The sequence below is a fragment of the Amycolatopsis acididurans genome (assembly GCF_012328925.1).
Lineage (GTDB): Bacteria > Actinomycetota > Actinomycetes > Mycobacteriales > Pseudonocardiaceae > Amycolatopsis_E > Amycolatopsis_E acididurans.
Window position 1 is genome coordinate 17,010 of the sequence record NZ_JAAXLS010000048.1, and the last position, 17,726, is coordinate 34,735.

At 69.9% G+C, this 17,726-nt stretch carries 14 protein-coding genes; 8 read left to right on the plus strand and 6 right to left on the minus strand.

Features of this window, described 5'->3' with window-relative positions; all coding sequences use genetic code 11:
* Nucleotides 1–57 precede the first annotated feature (57 nt).
* Entirely contained in the window at nucleotides 58–1,194 is a 1,137-nt protein-coding gene (metX, locus tag HFP15_RS35025) for a homoserine O-acetyltransferase MetX (RefSeq protein ID WP_168521578.1), read from the plus strand.
* Between the two features lie 28 nt (nucleotides 1,195–1,222).
* Here the strand turns inward: metX and HFP15_RS35030 are convergent, their stop codons facing one another.
* Both HFP15_RS35030 and HFP15_RS35035 read right to left on the minus strand, forming a co-directional pair.
* Nucleotides 1,223–1,717, minus strand: coding sequence for a hypothetical protein (locus tag HFP15_RS35030; RefSeq protein WP_168521580.1), 495 nt, complete (start codon nucleotides 1,715–1,717; stop codon nucleotides 1,223–1,225).
* A 27-nt stretch (nucleotides 1,718–1,744) separates the two neighbouring features.
* The gene (locus tag HFP15_RS35035; RefSeq protein ID WP_446680262.1) at nucleotides 1,745–2,311 is read right to left on the minus strand and encodes an SACE_7040 family transcriptional regulator; all 567 of its coding nucleotides are present in this window, start codon (nucleotides 2,309–2,311) and stop codon (nucleotides 1,745–1,747) included.
* 209 nt (nucleotides 2,312–2,520) lie between these two features.
* Here HFP15_RS35035 and HFP15_RS35040 point away from each other — a divergent pair, with 209 nt between their 5' ends.
* From HFP15_RS35040 to HFP15_RS35055, 4 genes are all read left to right on the plus strand, one after another.
* Nucleotides 2,521–3,294 (plus strand): SGNH/GDSL hydrolase family protein, encoded by a 774-nt coding sequence (locus HFP15_RS35040; RefSeq protein ID WP_168521584.1) that lies wholly within the window; start codon nucleotides 2,521–2,523, stop codon nucleotides 3,292–3,294.
* Between the two features lie 218 nt (nucleotides 3,295–3,512).
* Entirely contained in the window at nucleotides 3,513–5,126 is a 1,614-nt protein-coding gene (locus tag HFP15_RS35045) for a carboxyl transferase domain-containing protein (protein ID WP_168521586.1), read from the plus strand.
* A gap of 2 nt (nucleotides 5,127–5,128) precedes the next feature.
* Nucleotides 5,129–7,069: an ATP-binding protein gene (locus HFP15_RS35050; RefSeq protein WP_168521588.1), complete on the plus strand. Its 1,941-nt coding sequence runs from the start codon at nucleotides 5,129–5,131 to the stop codon at nucleotides 7,067–7,069.
* On the plus strand, nucleotides 7,066–8,220 hold the full coding sequence (locus tag HFP15_RS35055) for an acyl-CoA dehydrogenase family protein (RefSeq protein ID WP_168521590.1): 1,155 nt from the start codon (nucleotides 7,066–7,068) through the stop codon (nucleotides 8,218–8,220). Before HFP15_RS35050 ends, HFP15_RS35055 begins: the two co-directional genes overlap by 4 nt.
* 120 nt (nucleotides 8,221–8,340) lie before the next feature.
* Here HFP15_RS35055 and HFP15_RS35060 read toward each other — a convergent pair whose 3' ends face one another.
* Nucleotides 8,341–11,202, minus strand: a complete 2,862-nt coding sequence (locus tag HFP15_RS35060; protein WP_168521592.1) for an AfsR/SARP family transcriptional regulator — start codon at nucleotides 11,200–11,202, stop codon at nucleotides 8,341–8,343.
* A 115-nt stretch (nucleotides 11,203–11,317) separates the two neighbouring features.
* On the opposite strand from HFP15_RS35060, the gene HFP15_RS35065 reads away from it, so the two are divergent.
* Entirely contained in the window at nucleotides 11,318–12,145 is an 828-nt protein-coding gene (locus tag HFP15_RS35065; protein ID WP_168521594.1) for an SDR family oxidoreductase, read from the plus strand.
* Nucleotides 12,146–12,168: 23 nt separating this feature from the next.
* The gene (locus HFP15_RS35070) at nucleotides 12,169–13,188 is read left to right on the plus strand and encodes an alpha/beta fold hydrolase (protein WP_168521622.1); all 1,020 of its coding nucleotides are present in this window, start codon (nucleotides 12,169–12,171) and stop codon (nucleotides 13,186–13,188) included.
* On the opposite strand, the gene HFP15_RS35075 is transcribed toward HFP15_RS35070, so the two are convergent.
* On the minus strand, nucleotides 13,183–14,163 hold the full coding sequence (locus HFP15_RS35075) for an MASE1 domain-containing protein (protein ID WP_210718273.1): 981 nt from the start codon (nucleotides 14,161–14,163) through the stop codon (nucleotides 13,183–13,185). The two genes, HFP15_RS35070 and HFP15_RS35075, sit on opposite strands and share 6 nt — an antisense overlap.
* Nucleotides 14,164–14,346: 183 nt before the next feature.
* On the opposite strand from HFP15_RS35075, the gene HFP15_RS35080 reads away from it, so the two are divergent.
* A complete protein-coding gene (locus tag HFP15_RS35080; protein ID WP_168521598.1) occupies nucleotides 14,347–15,015 on the plus strand; it encodes a helix-hairpin-helix domain-containing protein in 669 nt (222 codons plus the stop codon).
* A 57-nt stretch (nucleotides 15,016–15,072) separates the two neighbouring features.
* Here the strand turns inward: HFP15_RS35080 and HFP15_RS35085 are convergent, their stop codons facing one another.
* Nucleotides 15,073–16,281, minus strand: coding sequence for an acyl-CoA dehydrogenase family protein (locus tag HFP15_RS35085; protein ID WP_168521600.1), 1,209 nt, complete (start codon nucleotides 16,279–16,281; stop codon nucleotides 15,073–15,075).
* A gap of 14 nt (nucleotides 16,282–16,295) precedes the next feature.
* The gene (locus tag HFP15_RS35090; RefSeq protein ID WP_168521602.1) at nucleotides 16,296–17,591 is read right to left on the minus strand and encodes an acyl-CoA dehydrogenase family protein; all 1,296 of its coding nucleotides are present in this window, start codon (nucleotides 17,589–17,591) and stop codon (nucleotides 16,296–16,298) included.
* Nucleotides 17,592–17,726: the final 135 nt, after the last annotated feature.

Genomic DNA, 17,726 nt, shown 5'->3' on the forward strand with positions numbered 1-17,726 from the left:
TTGGGCACGGCCCGCGTCGTGGTTAGCGTCGATGGGCATGACGACCGTGGGCATCGGATGCGCGCACCTGGCCAAGGCGGCTCTGTGACGGCAGCACCCGATCGCGTCCCCGTCACCGGCGCCTGGCCCGCCGGGGATCCGGCGGGCCGTCGGCAGTGGGTGCGGTCCTCGTTGCGGCTGGAAGCCGGGGGGACGCTGGACTTCGAACTGGCCTACGAAACCTGGGGAACGCTCAACGCGGACGGCTCGAACGCGGTACTGGTCCAGCACGCCCTGACCGGGGACAGCCACGCGGCCGGCGAGGCGGGGCCGGGTCATCCGACGGCAGGCTGGTGGGACGGACTGATCGGGCCGGGCCGGGCACTGGACACCGATGAGTTGTTCGTGGTGGCCCCGAACGTGCTCGGCGGCTGCCAGGGTTCCACAGGCCCGGCCTCGCTCGCCCCGGACGCAAAGCCGTGGGGGAGCCGGTTTCCGTCGATCACCGTGCGAGACCAGGTGCACTCGGAGCAGACGCTGGCCAACGCGCTGGGTGTGGACCGGTGGGCGCTGGTGCTCGGCGGTTCGATGGGCGGGATGCGTGCGCTCGAATGGGCCGTTTCGCTGCCCGCGCGGGTGGCGTCACTGCTCGTGCTGGCCGCGCCCGCGGCGTCCTCGGCGGACCAGATCGCCTGGGCCGCACCGCAACTACACGCGATCCGGTCCGATCCCGGCTGGCGTGGCGGCGACTACTACGACGCGCCGCCCGGTGCCGGGCCACACGCCGGACTGGGCGTGGCGCGGCGGATCGCGCACGTCACGTATCGAGGTGAGGCGGAGCTGGTGCAGCGCTTCGGGCGCACCCCGCAAGGCGACGGGCGTTTCGCCGTCGAGTCCTATTTGGACCACCACGCGGCCAAGCTGGTGCGGCGCTTTGACGCCAACAGCTACCTGCTGCTGACGGAGTCGATGAACTCGCACGACGTGGGCCGCGACCGGGGCGGCGTCGGCGCAGCACTCTCCCGCGTGAGCGCGCGGACGATCGTGGCCGGCGTGGACAGCGACCGGCTCTACCCGCTCTACCAGGCACGCGACCTGGCGGCAGGCATCCCCGGCGCGGGTGAAGCGGCGGTGATCTCCTCGCCCTACGGCCACGACTCGTTCCTGATCGAAACCCCACAGGTGGCCGCCCTGATCAAGGCATTGCTGGGGTAGCGGGTACCCGGCGAAGCCGTCAAATGCCCTAATCCGCCAGTGCCTCGTACACCCAGTCGGTCAGCGGCAGGTCGCGGTCCAGGCATTCCGCGGAAAGGCGGATCGTCCAGCGGAGGGCCTGCAGGACCAGGCTGTCGACCTCGTCGGGGGCGGCGCTCGCCAGCGCGATCTCGACCTGTTCCTCCGCGGCCTCGGTGTTGCCGTGGACCTCGGCGAGCAGGGTGCGGACCGCGGTGCGCACGGGTGGGTCGGCCTCGTCGATGGGGACCTCTTCACCCGCCTCGTCGAACACCTGGACCTTCACCGGGGCACTGCCGCCGTCGCCGAGCACCGACACCATCGTGCTGCACTCGCCGAACAGCAGCAGCATCAGCTCACGCATCTCGGCGGTGCGATCCGGCTCGTCCGCCGCCGATGGCGCCACCTGATCGAGTGCCTCGTCGTCCCGGCCGAGCCGCATCGCGACGAGGGCACGCTGCGCCTTCGTCACGAGGTTCTGCTGCTCGTCGCTCACGCGTTCCATCCAACACCACACGCGCGGATTTTGGGGCTACCCCAATGAGTGGAGCGCGCCCAACGCGAGCCGTCGCAACAGATCGGCCAGCTCGGTGTCATCCAGATAGCGGTTGTACGGCGTCGAGTTGATCAAACCGAACACGGCGTGAGCTGCCGAGCGTGCCTGCCGCTCGCTCACGCCACGCACCGCGTCACAGATCGCGCGGACCCACACCTCGACGTACCGGCGCTGCAACGCGCGCACCTGCTTGCGGTCCACATCGGTGAGGTTCGCGAGGTTGCGCTCCTGCACCGTGATCAGCGACGGCTGGGTCAGGGCGAAGTTCACGTGGAAGTCGACCAGCTCGGCCAGCACCAGCTCGGGATCCTCGGTGGCGTCCGCGCGTGCCGTCCCGCCGTCGAGCAGGTAGTGGCTGATGGAGTTCAGCATCTCCCCGAGCATGGCGTCCTTGCTGCGGAAATGCCGGTACAGCGCGGGCCCGGAGATGCCGACGGCCGCGCCGATGTCGTCGATGCCGACGCCGTGGAAGCCGTGCCGGGCGAACAGCTCGGCGGCCGCCGCCAGTATCTGCTCACGACGGCTTGCTTTCTCGCCGTTCACCAGCGGGGTAGGGCTTGCCACGTCGGCCATGCTAGCGGGTCACGCACCAGTCCGATCGAAAGAAGGCTGGGCAACCGCAGGCGAGCTACGTTCGCCGGACGGCCGTGGTTTCACGTTTCGTTGTCAACTTGCCTACTAAATAGGGGTCAAAGTCGGAAAGAACCCTGGTAGTGATCTATGTGGTTGATCACAAACGAGAGGGGTTCCCGGTGTTGAGAACGTTGTCCGTCCTCGTCGTCGCGGCTCTGGCGACGCTGGGGCTCACCACGTCCGCGCAGGCGGCGACCGTCAGCTACGTCGCACTCGGCGACTCCTACTCCTCCGGGGTCGGTGCCGGCTCCTATCTCGACGACAGCGCCTGCAAGCGCAGCGCCAACGCCTACCCCTACCTGTACGCGAGCAAGTCCAGCGCGTCCCTGAGCTTCCAGGCCTGCTCGGGCGCGAAGACCACGGACGTGCTCAACAACCAGCTGGGCTCGCTCAGCTCGCGCACCGGTCTCGTGTCGATCACTGTGGGCGGCAACGACGCCGGGTTCTCCACCGTGATGCAGGACTGCATCCTGCAGGGTGATTCCGGCTGCAAGACGGCGATCGACAACGCGGTCAACTTCGTGGAGAACTCGCTGCCCGCCCTGCTCGACAAGGTGTACGACGCGATCGCGAGCAAGGCGCCGAACGCCGACGTGGTGGTGCTCGGGTACCCGCACTTCTACAAGATCGGCGGCTCGTGCTCGGTCGGCTTGTCGGACACCTCGCGCGGCTACATCAACGGCGGGGCGGACGCGCTCGACACCGTGATCGCGAAGCGGGCCGCCAACGCCGGCTTCAAGTTCGCCGACGTCCGTTCGGCGTTCACCGGACACGAGATCTGCTCGGGTTCGCCGTGGCTGCACAGTGTCACCTGGCCGGTCGACGAGTCCTACCACCCGACGGCGGCGGGTCAGGCGTCCGGCTACTACCCGGTCTTCACCGCTGCCTTCTGATCCCGACTCGGCCGCGCGGAAGGCTCAACCTGGCCGCGCGGAAGTCCCGACTCAGCCGCACGGAAGGCCCGACTCGGCTGCGCGGCGGGCTCGACTCGGCCGCAGGGAAAGCCCGACTCGGCCGCGCGGAAGGCCCGACTCGCGGGGAGGGGCTGGACACCTACGTTAGTCGTCGTTAACATCGCTGGTGAAGTTAACGACGACTAACGTGGGTGGGTATGGACACACCGGCGCTCTCCAGCTCCGTGGACGTGCGGGGTGACGCGTACGCGCACAACGTGACGGCGCACGCGGAACTGGTCGAGGACCTGCACAAACGACTCGCCGCGGCGCGCCTCGGCGGGCCCGAGAAGGCCCGGGCGCGGCACGTGGAGCGCGGCAAGCTGCTGCCCCGCGACCGGGTCGACGCCCTGCTCGACGCGGGCTCTCCGTTCCTGGAGCTCTCCCCGCTGGCGGCCAACGGGCTCTACGACGACGAGGCGCCCGCGGCCGGGATCATCACCGGCATCGGCCGCGTCTCCGGCCGCGAATGCGTCATCGTCGCGAACGACGCGACCGTCAAGGGCGGCACCTACTACCCGATGACGGTCAAGAAACACCTGCGCGCGCAGGAAGTCGCGCTGCACAACAACCTCCCGTGCATCTACCTTGTCGACTCCGGCGGCGCGTTCCTGCCCCGCCAGGACGACGTGTTCCCCGACCGCGAGCACTTCGGGCGCATCTTCTACAACCAGGCCACGATGTCCGCGCGCGGCATCCCGCAGATCGCGGCCGTGCTCGGCTCGTGCACTGCGGGCGGCGCGTACGTCCCGGCGATGAGCGACGAGGCGGTGATCGTCCGCAACCAGGGCACGATCTTCCTCGGCGGCCCCCCGCTGGTGAAGGCCGCGACCGGCGAGGTCGTCACGGCCGAGGAACTCGGCGGCGGCGACGTGCACTCCCGCCAGTCCGGCGTCACCGACCACCTCGCCACCGACGACGCGCACGCGCTCAAGATCGTCCGCTCCATTGTGTCCACACTCGGCCCGCGCACTCCCACTCCGTGGGACGTGCTGCCCGTCGAGGAACCCGCGGTGGACCTCGGTCAGCTCTACGGCGCGGTGCCCACCGACTCGCGCACGCCCTACGACGTCCGCGAGGTCATCGCGCGCGTCGTCGACGGCAGCCGGTTCGCCGAATTCAAGAAGGAGTACGGCACCACGCTGGTCACCGGTTTCGCCCGCATCCACGGGCATCCGGTCGGCATCATCGCCAACAACGGCGTGCTGTTCGCCGAGTCCGCGATGAAGGGCGCGCACTTCATCGAACTGTGCGACAAGCGCTCGATCCCGTTGGTGTTCCTGCAGAACATCAGCGGCTTCATGGTCGGAAAGGACTACGAGGCCGGCGGCATCGCCAAGCACGGCGCGAAGATGGTCACCGCCGTCGCGTGCGCGCGTGTGCCGAAGCTGACGGTGATCATCGGCGGTTCGTTCGGCGCGGGCAACTACTCGATGTGCGGCCGCGCGTATTCGCCGCGGTTTCTGTGGATGTGGCCCAACGCGCGGATCTCGGTCATGGGCGGCGAGCAGGCGGCGTCGGTGCTCTCGACCGTGCGCCGTGACTCGATCGAAGCGCGCGGCGGCGAATGGTCCGCCGAGGACGAGGAGGCGTTCAAGGCGCCGATTCGCGATCAGTACGAGGAGCAGGGCAGTCCGTACTACTCGACGGCCCGCTTGTGGGACGACGGCGTGATCGACCCGGCGGAAACCCGCACGGTGCTCGGCCTCGCGTTGTCCGTCGCGGCGAACGCGCCGCTGGAACCTGTCGGCTACGGCGTCTTCCGGATGTGATCATGTTTGACACGGTGCTGGTCGCGAACCGGGGCGAAATCGCCGTCCGGGTGATGAACACGTTGCGGCGCATGGGAATCCGTGCTGTCGCGGTGTACACGTCGACGGACGCGGGCACCCGCCACGTGCGGGAGGCCGACGTCGCGCTGGAGATCTCCAACTATCTGTCCATCGAGGACATCGTCGAGGCGGCGCGCACGTCGGGTGCGCAGGCCGTGCACCCCGGCTACGGTTTCCTCGCCGAGAACGCCCGCTTCGCCCGCGCCTGCGCGGACGCCGGCCTGGTGTTCATCGGCCCGCCCGCCGAGGCGATCGAGGCGATGGGCGACAAGATCCACGCGAAGGCGACGGTGTCCGCGGCGGGCGTCCCGGTGGTACCCGGGCAGTCCGATGTGGGCGACTTCGCGAAGGCGGCCGCCGAGGTCGGTTACCCGCTGCTGCTCAAGCCGTCCGCGGGCGGTGGCGGCAAGGGTATGCGGCTGGTGACCGACCCGGCGGACCTCGACGCGGCCGTCGAGTCCGCCCAGCGCGAGGCGAGGACGGCGTTCGGCGACGACCGGCTGCTGCTCGAACGCTTCGTCACCGACCCGAGGCACATCGAGATCCAGGTGCTCGCCGACGGGCACGGCACCGTGCTGCACCTGGGCGAGCGCGAATGCAGCCTGCAGCGGCGCCACCAGAAGATCATCGAAGAGGCCCCGTCGGTGCTGCTCGACGAGCCCACCCGGCAGCGGATGGGCGCCGCCGCGGCCGAGGCCGCGCGCTCGGTCGGCTACACGGGCGCGGGCACCGTCGAGTTCATCGTCTCGGCCAAGGCGCCCGGCGAGTTCTTCTTCATGGAGATGAACACGCGGCTGCAGGTCGAGCACCCGGTCACGGAACTGGTGACCGGCCTGGACCTGGTGGAGTTGCAGGTCCGCGTCGCCGCCGGTGAGGCGCTTTCGCTGACTCAGGAGGACATCCGGCTCAACGGGCACGCGGTCGAGGCCCGCGTGTACGCCGAGGACCCGGCGCGCGGGTTCATTCCCACCGGCGGTCAGGTGCTGGGCCTGCACGAGCCCTCCGGGGTGCGCGTGGACTCGTGGCTGTCCGAAGGCGTGACCGTCGGCTCGAGCTACGACCCGATGCTCGCCAAGGTGATCGCGTGGGGGCCGGACCGGACCTCGGCCCTGCACAAGCTCGACCGCGCACTGGCCGACACCGCGGTGCTCGGCCTGACCACCAACGTGTCCTTCCTGCGCGCCTTGATCACCGATGCGGAAGTCCGGAGTGGACAGCTGGACACCGGGCTCGTGGAACGCAAACTCGACCAGCTCGTGCCGCAGGGCGTGGACGAGGAGTTCTTCGTCGCCGCCGCGCTGGACCGGCTGCTCGGGCTCATGCCGCGCAAGTCCGTTGTGGACCCGTGGGAGGTGCCCAACGGCTGGCGGCTCGGCGGCAGGGGCGGGGTCACACTGCGGCTGAAGGCCGGGGACACCGAGGCGCTCGTGCGGGTCGAGGGCCTGCCGGACGCGGCCTCGGTGACCGTGAACGACGGCGTCCCGGTCCAGGTCTCCGCACGCCACGCCGGAGACGAGCTGGAAGTGCGGTATGCCGGAGAGTTCCGCCGTTACCGGCGGGCGCTCGACGGAGATCTCTGGCTGGCCAGGGACGGTCGGTGCGTCGCGATCGGCGAACGCCCGAACCTGCTGGCCACCCACGGCGAGACGGCCGAGGGCGGGCCTGTGGTGAGCCCGATGCCCGGCGTGGTGCTGGTCGTGAAGGCGGCAATGGGGGAGACGGTCAGCGCCGGAACGCCGCTGGTCGTCGTCGAGGCCATGAAGATGGAACACACCGTCGTGGCGCCGGTCGACGGTGTGGTGAGCGAAGTGCGCGTGCAGGCGGGTCAGCAGGTCGCGTTGGACGAAACCCTGGCCGTGGTCACCCCCGTGGAGGAAAAATGATCGACTTCAGGATCGGCGAAGAGTACGAGGCACTCAGAAAGACCGTGCACGACTTCGCCCAGAACGAGGTCGCACCGGTCATCGGGGACTTCTACGAGCGCGAGGAATTCCCCTACGACCTGGTCGCGCAGATGGGCCGGATGGGGCTGTTCGGCCTGCCGTTCCCCGAGGAACTCGGCGGGATGGGCGGTGACTACTTCGCGCTGTGCCTGGCGCTGGAGGAACTCGCGCGCGTCGACTCCTCGATCGCGGTGACGCTCGAAGCCGGGGTGTCGCTCGGCGCGATGCCGCTCTACCGCTTCGGCAGCAAGGAACAGCAGCAACGCTGGCTGCCCGCGTTGTGCGCCGGTGAGGCGCTCGGCGGCTTCGGCCTCACCGAACCCGGCGGCGGTTCCGACGCGGGCGCGACGAGGACCACGGCCAAGCTCGACGGCGACCAGTGGGTGATCAACGGCAGCAAGTCGTTCATCACCAACTCCGGCACCGACATCACCAGCATCGTCACGGTCACCGCGGTCACCGGCCGCAAATCCGACGGCGGCAAGGAGATCTCCGCGATCGTCGTGCCCTCGGGCACACCGGGCTTCGTGGTGGAGCCCAAGTACTCCAAGGTCGGCTGGAACGCCTCCGACACGCACGGTCTGTCGTTTTCGGACTGCCGGGTGCCGGCGGAGAACCTGCTCGGGCAGCGCGGCCGCGGATACGCCCAGTTCCTGTCCATTCTGGACGAGGGCAGGGTCGCGATCGCGGCGTTGAGCGTCGGTCTCGCGCAGGGCTGTGTGGACGAATGCGTGCGCTACGTGCGCGAGCGCGAGGCGTTCGGCCACCAGATCGGCACCTACCAGGCGATCCAGTTCAAGATCGCCGACATGGAGGCCCGCACGCACAGTGCGCGACTGGCCTACTACGCGGCGGCGTCGAAAATGCTGCGCGGCGAGGCGTTCAAGAAGGAGGCTTCGATCGCGAAGCTGCTCGCGTCCAACGCCGCGATGGACAACTCGCGCGACGCGACCCAGATCTTCGGCGGGTACGGGTTCATGAACGAGTTCCCCGTCGGCCGCTTCTACCGGGACGCGAAGATCCTGGAGATCGGTGAGGGCACGAGCGAGATCCAGCGCATGCTGATCGCACGCGAGTTGGGCGTTGCGTGAGCCCGAGTTCGGCGACGACAGCGGCGGCGCCGCCTCACTCGCGTCCAGCTGGGCCGACCCCCAGGTGCGGTCCAGCCAAGACCACCATGGTGGCAAGGCGCCGCTGACACGGCGCTGACATCAGGCGGTCTTGGCCGCCTCGGCGAGGATCCGCTCGGCGTGGGAGGCCCAGATCGTCGAGCCCATGGCGCGCAGCGCGTCGCGGGCCTGTGCGGCCAGCGCGGTCGCCTCGTGACGCTCACCGCTGTGCCACAGCGCGTCGGCCAGCCAGATCAGCGACGTCGTCGCGGCCCGGCGGTCGCCGAGGCCGGTGAAGATCTCGTGGGAGCGGCGTGCGTGCGCGGCGGCGTCGGCGTAATCGCCCCGCGCGGTCGCGATCCGGCTGCGGAGCTGCATCAGCCAGCCGACCTCGTGCGGGTTGTCGGCGAGCATCGGTGCGGCCTGCTCACAGGCGGCCGTCGCGGTTTCGACGTCGCCGAGCCGCAGGCTCGCCCGAGCCAGCTCCCGCAGCAGTCCCGCGTGGACCGAGGGCATGCTCAGCCGCGCCGCCTCGCGGCTGACCTTCTTCAGCAGCCACACCGCCTCGCTCGTGCGACCGCACTGCTGGAGCGTCTGCGCCAGCGTCCGGCTGGCCGTGCAGTAGGCGATGCGGTCGGTGCCGTTCTCGGCGATCTCCAGCGCGCGCTGCGCGGTCTCCATATCGGGTTCGTCGCGCATGAGCCTGCTGAACGCGACGCCGGTCAGGCTGTAGACCAGTTCCGAGATGGCCCCCAGCCGTTCGAACGCCTCGGCGCAGGCGACCCAGGTGCGCTCGGATTCGGCCACGTCCTGCGACAGTGAAGCCTCCGCGCGCCCGTACTCGGCACGCCACGCGACCAGTTCGTCTCCCGCGGCCCGTGCCGTCTCCGCGATCCGGCGCCGGACCGCGGCGAGCTGGTCGAAGCCGCCTTCCAGATGCAGCACGGGAACGACCAGATCGGCGAGCCGGGCGGCGTCGGCAAGCCATCCGGCGGCACAGGCCTGGTTGATCGCCGACAGCAGCAGATCGCGTTCGGAACGAGCCCAGTCCGCGGCCGGGCACGGCAGTGGCGAGAGGCGCAGATCGGGCAGGTGCGCGCCGGGTCGCCGGTAGGGCGGCAGCTCCTCGGTCCAGCGGGCGGCCTCGCGGTGGACCTGCTCGGCGCGAAAGAGCAGCAGGTCGAGCAGGCTGCGCAGGGCACGGGGCTGGTCCTCATCACCGGCGAGGTCCCGCGCGTAGAGCGCGACGAGATCGTGGGTGCGGTACCGGCTGATGCCGGTGCCGTCCTCGGCGCACGGCTCCAGCAGCGCGTGCGCGGTGAGCGCCTCGGCGAGACGTTCACCGTCGCTGCCGTCGGTGATCACGCCCAGCGTCTCGGCCGAAAAACCGGTGCGTGGCAGCAACGCGGTGCGGCGCAGCGCGTCGCGGGCGGGTGGCGCGAGCGCCTGGTAGCTCAGCGTCAGACTCGCCCGCACCTCCATGCCCTCGACGGCCAGCTCGTCCAGCCGGGTGCGCTCGTCGCGCAGCCGCTGGACGAGCATGCTCAGCGGGGCCTCCGGCCGCAGCGACAGCCTCGCCCCGGCGATGCGCAGGGCCAGCGGAAGCGCCCCGCACAGCCGGACCAGCTCCGCCGCGTACTCCTGCTCCGCGGCGGTCCTGTCCTCGCCGATCATGGTGTTGAGCAGGCGGATCCCGCTGTCGTCGCCGAGCGGATCGATCCGCAGCCTGCGCCCCACCGGCAGGTCCAGCAGCGACCGGCGCGACGTGATCAGCACCCCGCACCCGCCCGTACCGGGCAGCGCCGGGGCGATCTGTGCGGCCTCGGCGGCGTCGTCGAGCACGAGCAGCACGCGACGGTCGGCGAGCCGGGCCCGTAGCGCGGCCGCCCGCGCACCGGTCTGCGCGGGGATCTCGCCGGTGGGCATGCCGGCGGCGAGCAGCAGTTCCTCCAGAAGTTCGTGCGCGGACGCGCGGCCGGAATGCCGGTCGTAGAGGGTGGTGAACCACTGGCCGTCCGGATACGCGGGGCGCATCCGGTGCGCCGTCTGGATCGCGAGCGCGCTCTTGCCCACGCCGGGCGGGCCCCAGACCACCACGACGCGCGGCGAGTCACCCGGTTCGAGCAGGCTCTCCAGCCGCGCCAGGGTGTGTTCGCGGCCGACGAAATCGTCCAGCCGCGGCGGAAGCTGACATACCGGACGCCATTCGGTTTCCTCGTCCATGGCCAGCGTCGCCGCGTACAGCTCGCGCAGCTCGGCGCCCGGCTCCACACCCAGCTCGTCGGCCAGTACCGACCGCGCGTCGGCATACACCGCGAGCGCTTCGGCCTGCGAGCCCGCCTGGTGCAGCGCCCGCATCAGCTGGGCCCAGAACCGTTCGCGCAGCGGGTAGCGCTGGGTCAGCCTGCGCAGCTCGGACACGGCGTCGGACTCGCGGCCGGCCCGCAGGTCGAGTTCGATGCGGCGGCTCACCGAGGTGAGCCGCCGGTCCTCCAGGTCCCGCCGGTCGGCTTCGGCCAGCGGCGAGGGCGCCAGCTCGTCGCTCCACAGGTCCAGCGCGGCGGCCAGGTCCCGGCGTTCGGCGTTTTCGTCGGGCGCCTGCCGAGCCGATTCGACGAGACGGGCGAACTCGTGCAGATCGAGCTCGCCGGGCTCGACGACGATGCGGTAGCCGCCTGGTTCGGCCCTGATCCGGTCCGCATCGCCGAGCGCGGTACGCAGCCGTTTGACGAGCACGTGCAGGCTGTTGCTGGCGTTCTTGGGCTGCCGGTCCCAGATGGCGTCGATCAGCTGGTCGGCGGGCACCACCTCACCGGAATGGGCGAGCAGTGTGGCGAGCAGCGTCCGGCTCAGCCCCGAGTTGAGGCTCAGCGGCCGGCCGTCCACCTCCACGGAGAAACGGCCGAGCAGACCGAAGCGCCAGTTCCGATGTTGATGTCGCTTGTCCACGGGCTTGATCTCCATCGATTGCTCTGGTCATGACGATACGGAAGGTGATCGGTCGTTTTTGCCCGGCCCCTGCGTCCTCGCCGCCTGAGGGGCCTTGGCTTATCCGTCTCCTCCGGGAGAGGATGACCGCATGGCAAAGACGCTGCAGGGCAAGGTCATCGTGATCACCGGAGGGGCGCAGGGCATCGGTGCCACCACGGCGTCCGCGCTGGTGCGGGAGGGGGCACGGGTCGCGATCGGCGACCTGGACCAGGTGCAGGCGGAGAAAACGGCGGGCGAGCTCGGGGGCGACACCGTCGCGCTCCCGCTGGACGTCACCGACACCAAGCGGTTCAGCGCGTTCCTCGACGAGGTCGAGCGGCGCCTCGGCCCCATCGACGTACTGATCAACAACGCCGGCGTGATGCTGCTCGCGCCGCTGGAAGACGAAGACGATTCGGCCACCGTCCGCCAGGTGGAGATCAACCTGCACGCCGTCATCCACGGCACGCGCGAGGCGATCAAACGGATGCGACCGCGTGCGGCGGGGCACATCGTCAACGTCGCGTCGATGGCGGGCAAGGCCGGATTCCCCGGCGCCGCGACGTACTGCGCCACCAAACACGCCGTCGTGGGGCTGTCGGAGGCGGTCCGCCAGGAGCTGCGCGGGTCCGGTGTGGACATTTCGTGCGTCATGCCCGCGGTGGTGCGCACCGATCTCGCGGGCGGGCTGCCCGAGACGAAACTGTTCAAATCGCTGCGGGCCGAGGACGTGGCCACCGCGATCGTCGCCGCGCTCAGGGAACCGAGGTTCGACGTGTTCGTGCCGCGGTCGCTGGACGCGACCGGGCGGCTGAGCAGGCTGGTGCCACGCGCGGTCGCGGAATGGTTCATGCGCGCGATCGGGGCGGATAAGGTGTTCATGCGAGCGCATTCGGCGCAGCGTGCGGAGTACGAGGCGAAGGTGCGGCGGTCTTGAGGTTCACGTATTCCCCGGTCAGCATGGCGGCGGCCGCGGCGAACGTCGTCGGGAAAATGCGGGGCGGGGTGGCCGATCTGCGGCCGGTGCCGCGGTCGCTGATCGATCAGGGGCCGAACCGGTCGGTGTACCGGATGAATCCGAAGGAGGACGCGTCCGGGCCGCCCGTGCTGCTGGTGCCGCCGCTGGCCGCACCCGCGCTGTGCTTCGACCTGCGCCGCGGCTGCAGTCTCGCCGAACATCTCGTCGACGGCGGGCGCCGGACGTACCTGGTCGACTACGGCAACGTCGCGTTCTCCGACCGTGCGCTGGGCATCGAGCACTGGGTGTACGAGGTGCTGCCGAGGGCGATCCGCAAGGTCAGCGAGGACGCGGGCGGGCAGCCGGTGCGTCTGGTCGCGTGGTGCCTCGGCGGGCTGTTCTCGCTGCTGACCGCGGCCAACGACGCCGGCCTGCCGATCGAGTCGATCGTGACCGTGGCCTCGCCGGTCGACTTCACCGCGATCCCGCTGATCGCGCCGTTCCGGCCGCTGGTCGAGGCGACCGGCGGGCATCTGCTGACCCCGTTCTACCGGCTCTTCGGCGGCGCACCGTCCTATGTGGTCGGCCGGGTGTTCTGGGCGACGGGAATCAACAAGGAAATCACGAAACCGCTGGCGATCCTGCGCAATCTCGACGATCGGGACTTCCTGGCCCAGATCGAGGCGGTCGACCACTTCATGGACAACATGATCGCCTACCCCGGGCGCACGTTCGGCCAGCTCTACCACCGGTTCTTCCGCGCGAACGACCTCGCCGAGGGCGCGGTCGACCTCGGCGGCCGGATCATCTCGCTGTCACAGGTCAAGGTGCCGACGCTGATCATCGCCGGCGAGAACGACACCATCGCGCCACGCCGGGCCGTGGAACGGCTGACCGGACTGCTGGAGAACGCCCCGGTGGTGCGCTTCGAATCGGCGCCGGGCGGGCACCTCGGTGTGCTGACCGGACGCCGCGCGCGCGGCACGACGTGGCGCCACATCGACAGTTTCCTCGATTCATGATCTCGGGGGCCGGCGGGCGCGTTCGACCGCGTGCAGCAGCTGCCCCTGCAGGGGTTTGCCGCGGTCGAGTGCGTTGACGGCGTCCGCGAGCAGGGCGCAGGCATCCTCGACGTCGCGTTGCGCCCGGTTGCGGCCGGCCGTGACCGCGGCGTGTACGAGCGCTGTGAGCACGACGCAGCCGTTGAAGGCCTGGAGCACGATCATTTTCACCGTGAGGCTGGTGTCGCCGAACGGGCCGCTGTTGTGGGACGCGGCGATGATCGCGATCGTCGAAACGGTGAGCGCGCAGGGGATCGCGCCCGCCTGCTGGAAGCGCAGCGCCGCCCAGATGAGGAAAGGGAACACGAGGAACAGCAGCGTGGCCGAGGTGTTGGCGACGAACACGCCGACGCCCGCGGTGCCGAGGAAGAGAGCGGAGGCCTCGGCGACGCGTGCGGGCCGGACCCGGAACGGAAACCGGATCCGGCGCGCGACGAGCAGCAGCGGGGTCACGGTGAGGACACCCATCGCGTCGCCGGTCCACCACACCGACCACGTCGCCAGTGTGCTGCTGCCCTGGTCGTGGGCGACGGCGAGGGCGAGCGTGCCCAGTGAGGAACTGACCAGCATTCCGGTGAACGCGCCGAGAAACACCAGCGCGAGCACGTCCCGGAGGCGGTTCAGGTCGTTGTCGAAACGTACGGCCTTGAGCAGGAAATAAGCCGTGACCGGAGCGATCGTGTTTCCGACGATAATGATCAGTAAAGCGAATGTGGACGGACCCAGCGTGACGTTCGCGGCGAGTGCGCCGAGCAGGATCGCGGGCCAGATGTGCGGCCCTTTGAGCAGCAATGCCGCGAGCGCGATGCCGGTCGGCGGCCACAGCGGCGAGACCTGCCCGCTCACCAGCGCGAGCCGGAGACCGAGCAGCGCGGCACCATAGTAGACGACGGCGACCACAATGACGGTCACGACATAACCGCGCGAAATGCTCACCCGCCCGAGAATAGCCGGACCGGCACCGTGAATTGTTTCCACGATTTTCGGCAACGCGGGTAGGAAAATGCCTCCGCTTGGCATTTTCGTGAGCCGCGCGGACAGGAGCGGCCGTCGAGCCGGTGTAACGAATGCCCGGTTCGGCCGATGAGATAACCAGCTTCGGCAGCCGGAGGAGGGGCGATGGACGAGCACGGGCCGCCGGTGGCAGCGCCTGCCTCGTTGGGCTCGAGGTGGTGGTACTACGTCGTCACGATCGGCACCGCCGGTCTGTTCGCGTGGGTGCCGTTCCTGCATGCCGCCACCCGCCTCAAAACCGCGTACGCGCGCTGGCTCGCCGGCATCTTCGGTGCGCTCGATGTCGTGATCTACGTGCTGCTCGGGATGACACCGACCGACGGCCAGGGCAACGCCAGCGGCGGCACGATCAGTTTCTTGGGCGGCCTGCTCGCACTCGGCACCGTGATCGGCGGCTGCACACTGCTCGCGTCGTTGCGCCGCCCGGCCGAGCCTCCGCAGCTCGATCCCGCGGTCAGAACGGCACTCGCCGCGCGGGCACGTCGAGCGGAAGCCAGGAAGCTGGCGGCGAACGACCCGCTGCTGGCCCGCGAGCTGCGCATCGGGCGCCCGGATCTGACCCGCGACTACGACGACGGCGGCCTTGTCGACCTGAACAACGCCCCGGCGTCGGCCATCGCCGAGGTGTGTGGCGTCCCGGGCGAGGTCGCGGACGCGATTGTGGCCGCACGGGCCGGCTCGGCGTTCTCGAACATCGACGAGCTGTTCGTACTGGCGGAGGTGCCGGTCGAACAATGGGACCGGATTCGCGATCGGGCCGTTCTCATCGGCTGATCAACGGAAAACGCCCGGCCACCGCCATCCGCGGTGACCGGGCGTGTCCCGCGCAAGCTACTTCAGCTCGGAAGAGGTCTTCCCGAGCACGCGGCGGGCCACGATGAGCTGCTGGATCTGCTGCGTCCCCTCGAAGATGTCCAGGATCTTCGAGTCACGGGCCCACTTCTCCAGCAGTGACTCCTCCGTGTAGCCGAAGGCACCCGCCAGCTCCACGCACTTCAGCGTGATGTCCACAACGGACCGCCCGGCCTTCGCCTTGGCCATCGACGCCTGCAGCGAGTTCGGCTTGCGGTTGTCGGCCATCCACGCCGACTCCAGCGTCAGCAGGTAGGCCGCCTCGTAGTCGGCTTCCAGCTCCAGGTACGCGGCGGCCGCGGCGTGCTGGGTGTTCGCGGGCTGGTCGTAGTCCACCTTCACGCCCGCCTCGGACAGGATGCGCGAAGTCTCCTCCAGCGCGGCCCGCGCGACGCCGATCGCCATCGCGGCCACCAGCGGCCGCGTGTTGTCGAAGGTCTGCATGACCCCGGCGAAGCCCTTTTTGGTGTCCACCTCGGGGCTGCCGAGCAGGTTCTCCTTCGGCACACGGCAGTTCTCGAACCGCAGCACCGCCGTGTCCGAGGCGCGGATGCCGAGCTTGTGCTCCAGCCGCACCACCTCGAAGCCCGGCGTGCCCTTCTCGACCACGAAGGACTTGATGGCCGCGCGGCCCTTCGACTTGTCCAGGGTGGCCCAGACGACGACGGCGTCGGCCCGCTGGCCGGACGTCACGAAGATCTTCTCTCCGTTGAGGATGTAGGAGTCGCCGTCCTCGACCGCGGTCGTGGTGATGGCCGCCGAGTCCGAACCGCAGTCCGGCTCGGTGATCGCCATCGCCGCCCACAGCTTGCCGAACCGCGTCAGCTGCTCCTCGTTCGCGACCGACGCGATCGCCGCGTTGCCGAGTCCCTGCCGCGGCATCGACAGCAGCAGCGCGACGTCACCCCAGCACATCTCGATCGTGCCGAGCACGGTGCTGAGGTTGCCGCCGTTGCGGTTGCCCTTCTCCGACGACTTCTCGTCGCGCCGCACACCGGCGGCGCCCGCGCCGCCCTCGCCGGAGGAGTTCAGCCCGTCCAGCACGGCCGCGAACATGTCCAATTCGGACGGATACGCGTGCTCGGCGCGGTCGTACTTGCGCGAGATCGGGCGCAGTACCTGGGACGCGGCCTGGTACGCCTGGTTGATCAGCGCGCCGGCCTTCTTCGGGGGTTCGAGATTGATCACGAGAAAGCCTTTCTCTACAAAAGAACGACGCCTTCGGCGATGCCGATCGCGCGCAGATCGCGGTACCACCGCTCGACCGGGTGCTCCTTGGTGAAGCCGTGCCCGCCGAGCAGCTGCACCCCGGCGCTGCCGATCCGCATTCCCTTGTCCGTGGCCAGTTTCCTGGCCAGCGCGACCTCGCGTGCGTAGGGCTTGCCCTGTTCGGCCCGGGCCGCCGCACGCAGCGTCACGAGCCGCATGCCCTCGAGCTCGATCGCGATGTCGGCGACCGAGAACGCGACCGCCTGGCGGTGGCTGATCGGTTCGCCGAACGCGGTGCGCTCGTTGACGTAGGGGATCACGTAGTCCAGCACGGCCTTCGCGGTGCCGGTGGCCAGTGCGGCCCAGCCGAGCCGGGAAAGCCTTACGGCGTCGGCGAAAACGTCGGGTGCGCCGCCGCCGAGCAGTGACTCCGCGGGCAGTTTCACGCCCTCGAGGTGCAGCTTGCCGGTCGCCGCGCCACGCAGACCCATCGCGGGCTCGGACTCGACGGTCAGCCCCGGCGTCGAGGATTCCACGAGGAACAGCGCCGGGCCGCGGCCCTCGAGCGTCGCCGACACGATGAACAGCTCCGCCTGCGCCGCACGCGGAACCAGCGACTTCACGCCGTCCAGCTGGTAGCCCGAGGGTGTCCGGCGGGCGCGGGTCGCGGGCTTGAACGGGTCGAACAGCGGCTTGGCCTCCTGCAACGCCAGCGCCGCCGCCGGCACGTTCTCGCCGGTGAACGCGGGCAGGTAGTCGGCCTGCTGCTGCCCGTCGCCCCACAGCACGAGCGCGGTGCTGACCGCGGACGGGGCCAGCACGGCCACGGCGAGCCCGAGGTCACCGTGCGCGAGCGCCTCGGCGATCAGCGCGCTGGTCACGACCGAGCGTTCGGTGCCGGCGCCGCCGAGTTCCTCCGGGATTCCGATCTGCGTGACGCCGAGCTCGGCGGCCCTGGTCAGCAGGCCGTCCGGCGGCGCCAGCTTCGCGTCCGCCTCGGCGGCCGCGGGGCGCAGCTGCTCGGCGGCGAACTCGGCCACCGTCTCGGCGATCATCTGCTGTTCTTCGTTCGGCGTGAGGTCGAACAGCCCCTTGTCGCTGGGCGCTGCCGGCCGCGTCGCCTGACCGCCACGGCGGGCGGATTTGAAGCTGCGGCTGGCGGCTCCCGCCGCCCGGAAGCCGTTCCTCGTCGCCGAGGACACCAGGTTCTGGACCGGCGTGCGGAGCCCCGCGCGGTCGAGCGTCTTGCTTCCGGCGAGTTTCGTGAGCGCGGCGAGCCCGACGCCCATGACGTCTCGCTTTCGCCGCGGTGTTCCGTTGAGCGCTGCCACGTCGCACTCACTCCCATCCGACCGTTACCTACTCGCCAGTAGGTTACCACGAGTCAGAAGTGTCCGGCGAGTCCGCGCGCGATCGGGTGAAGT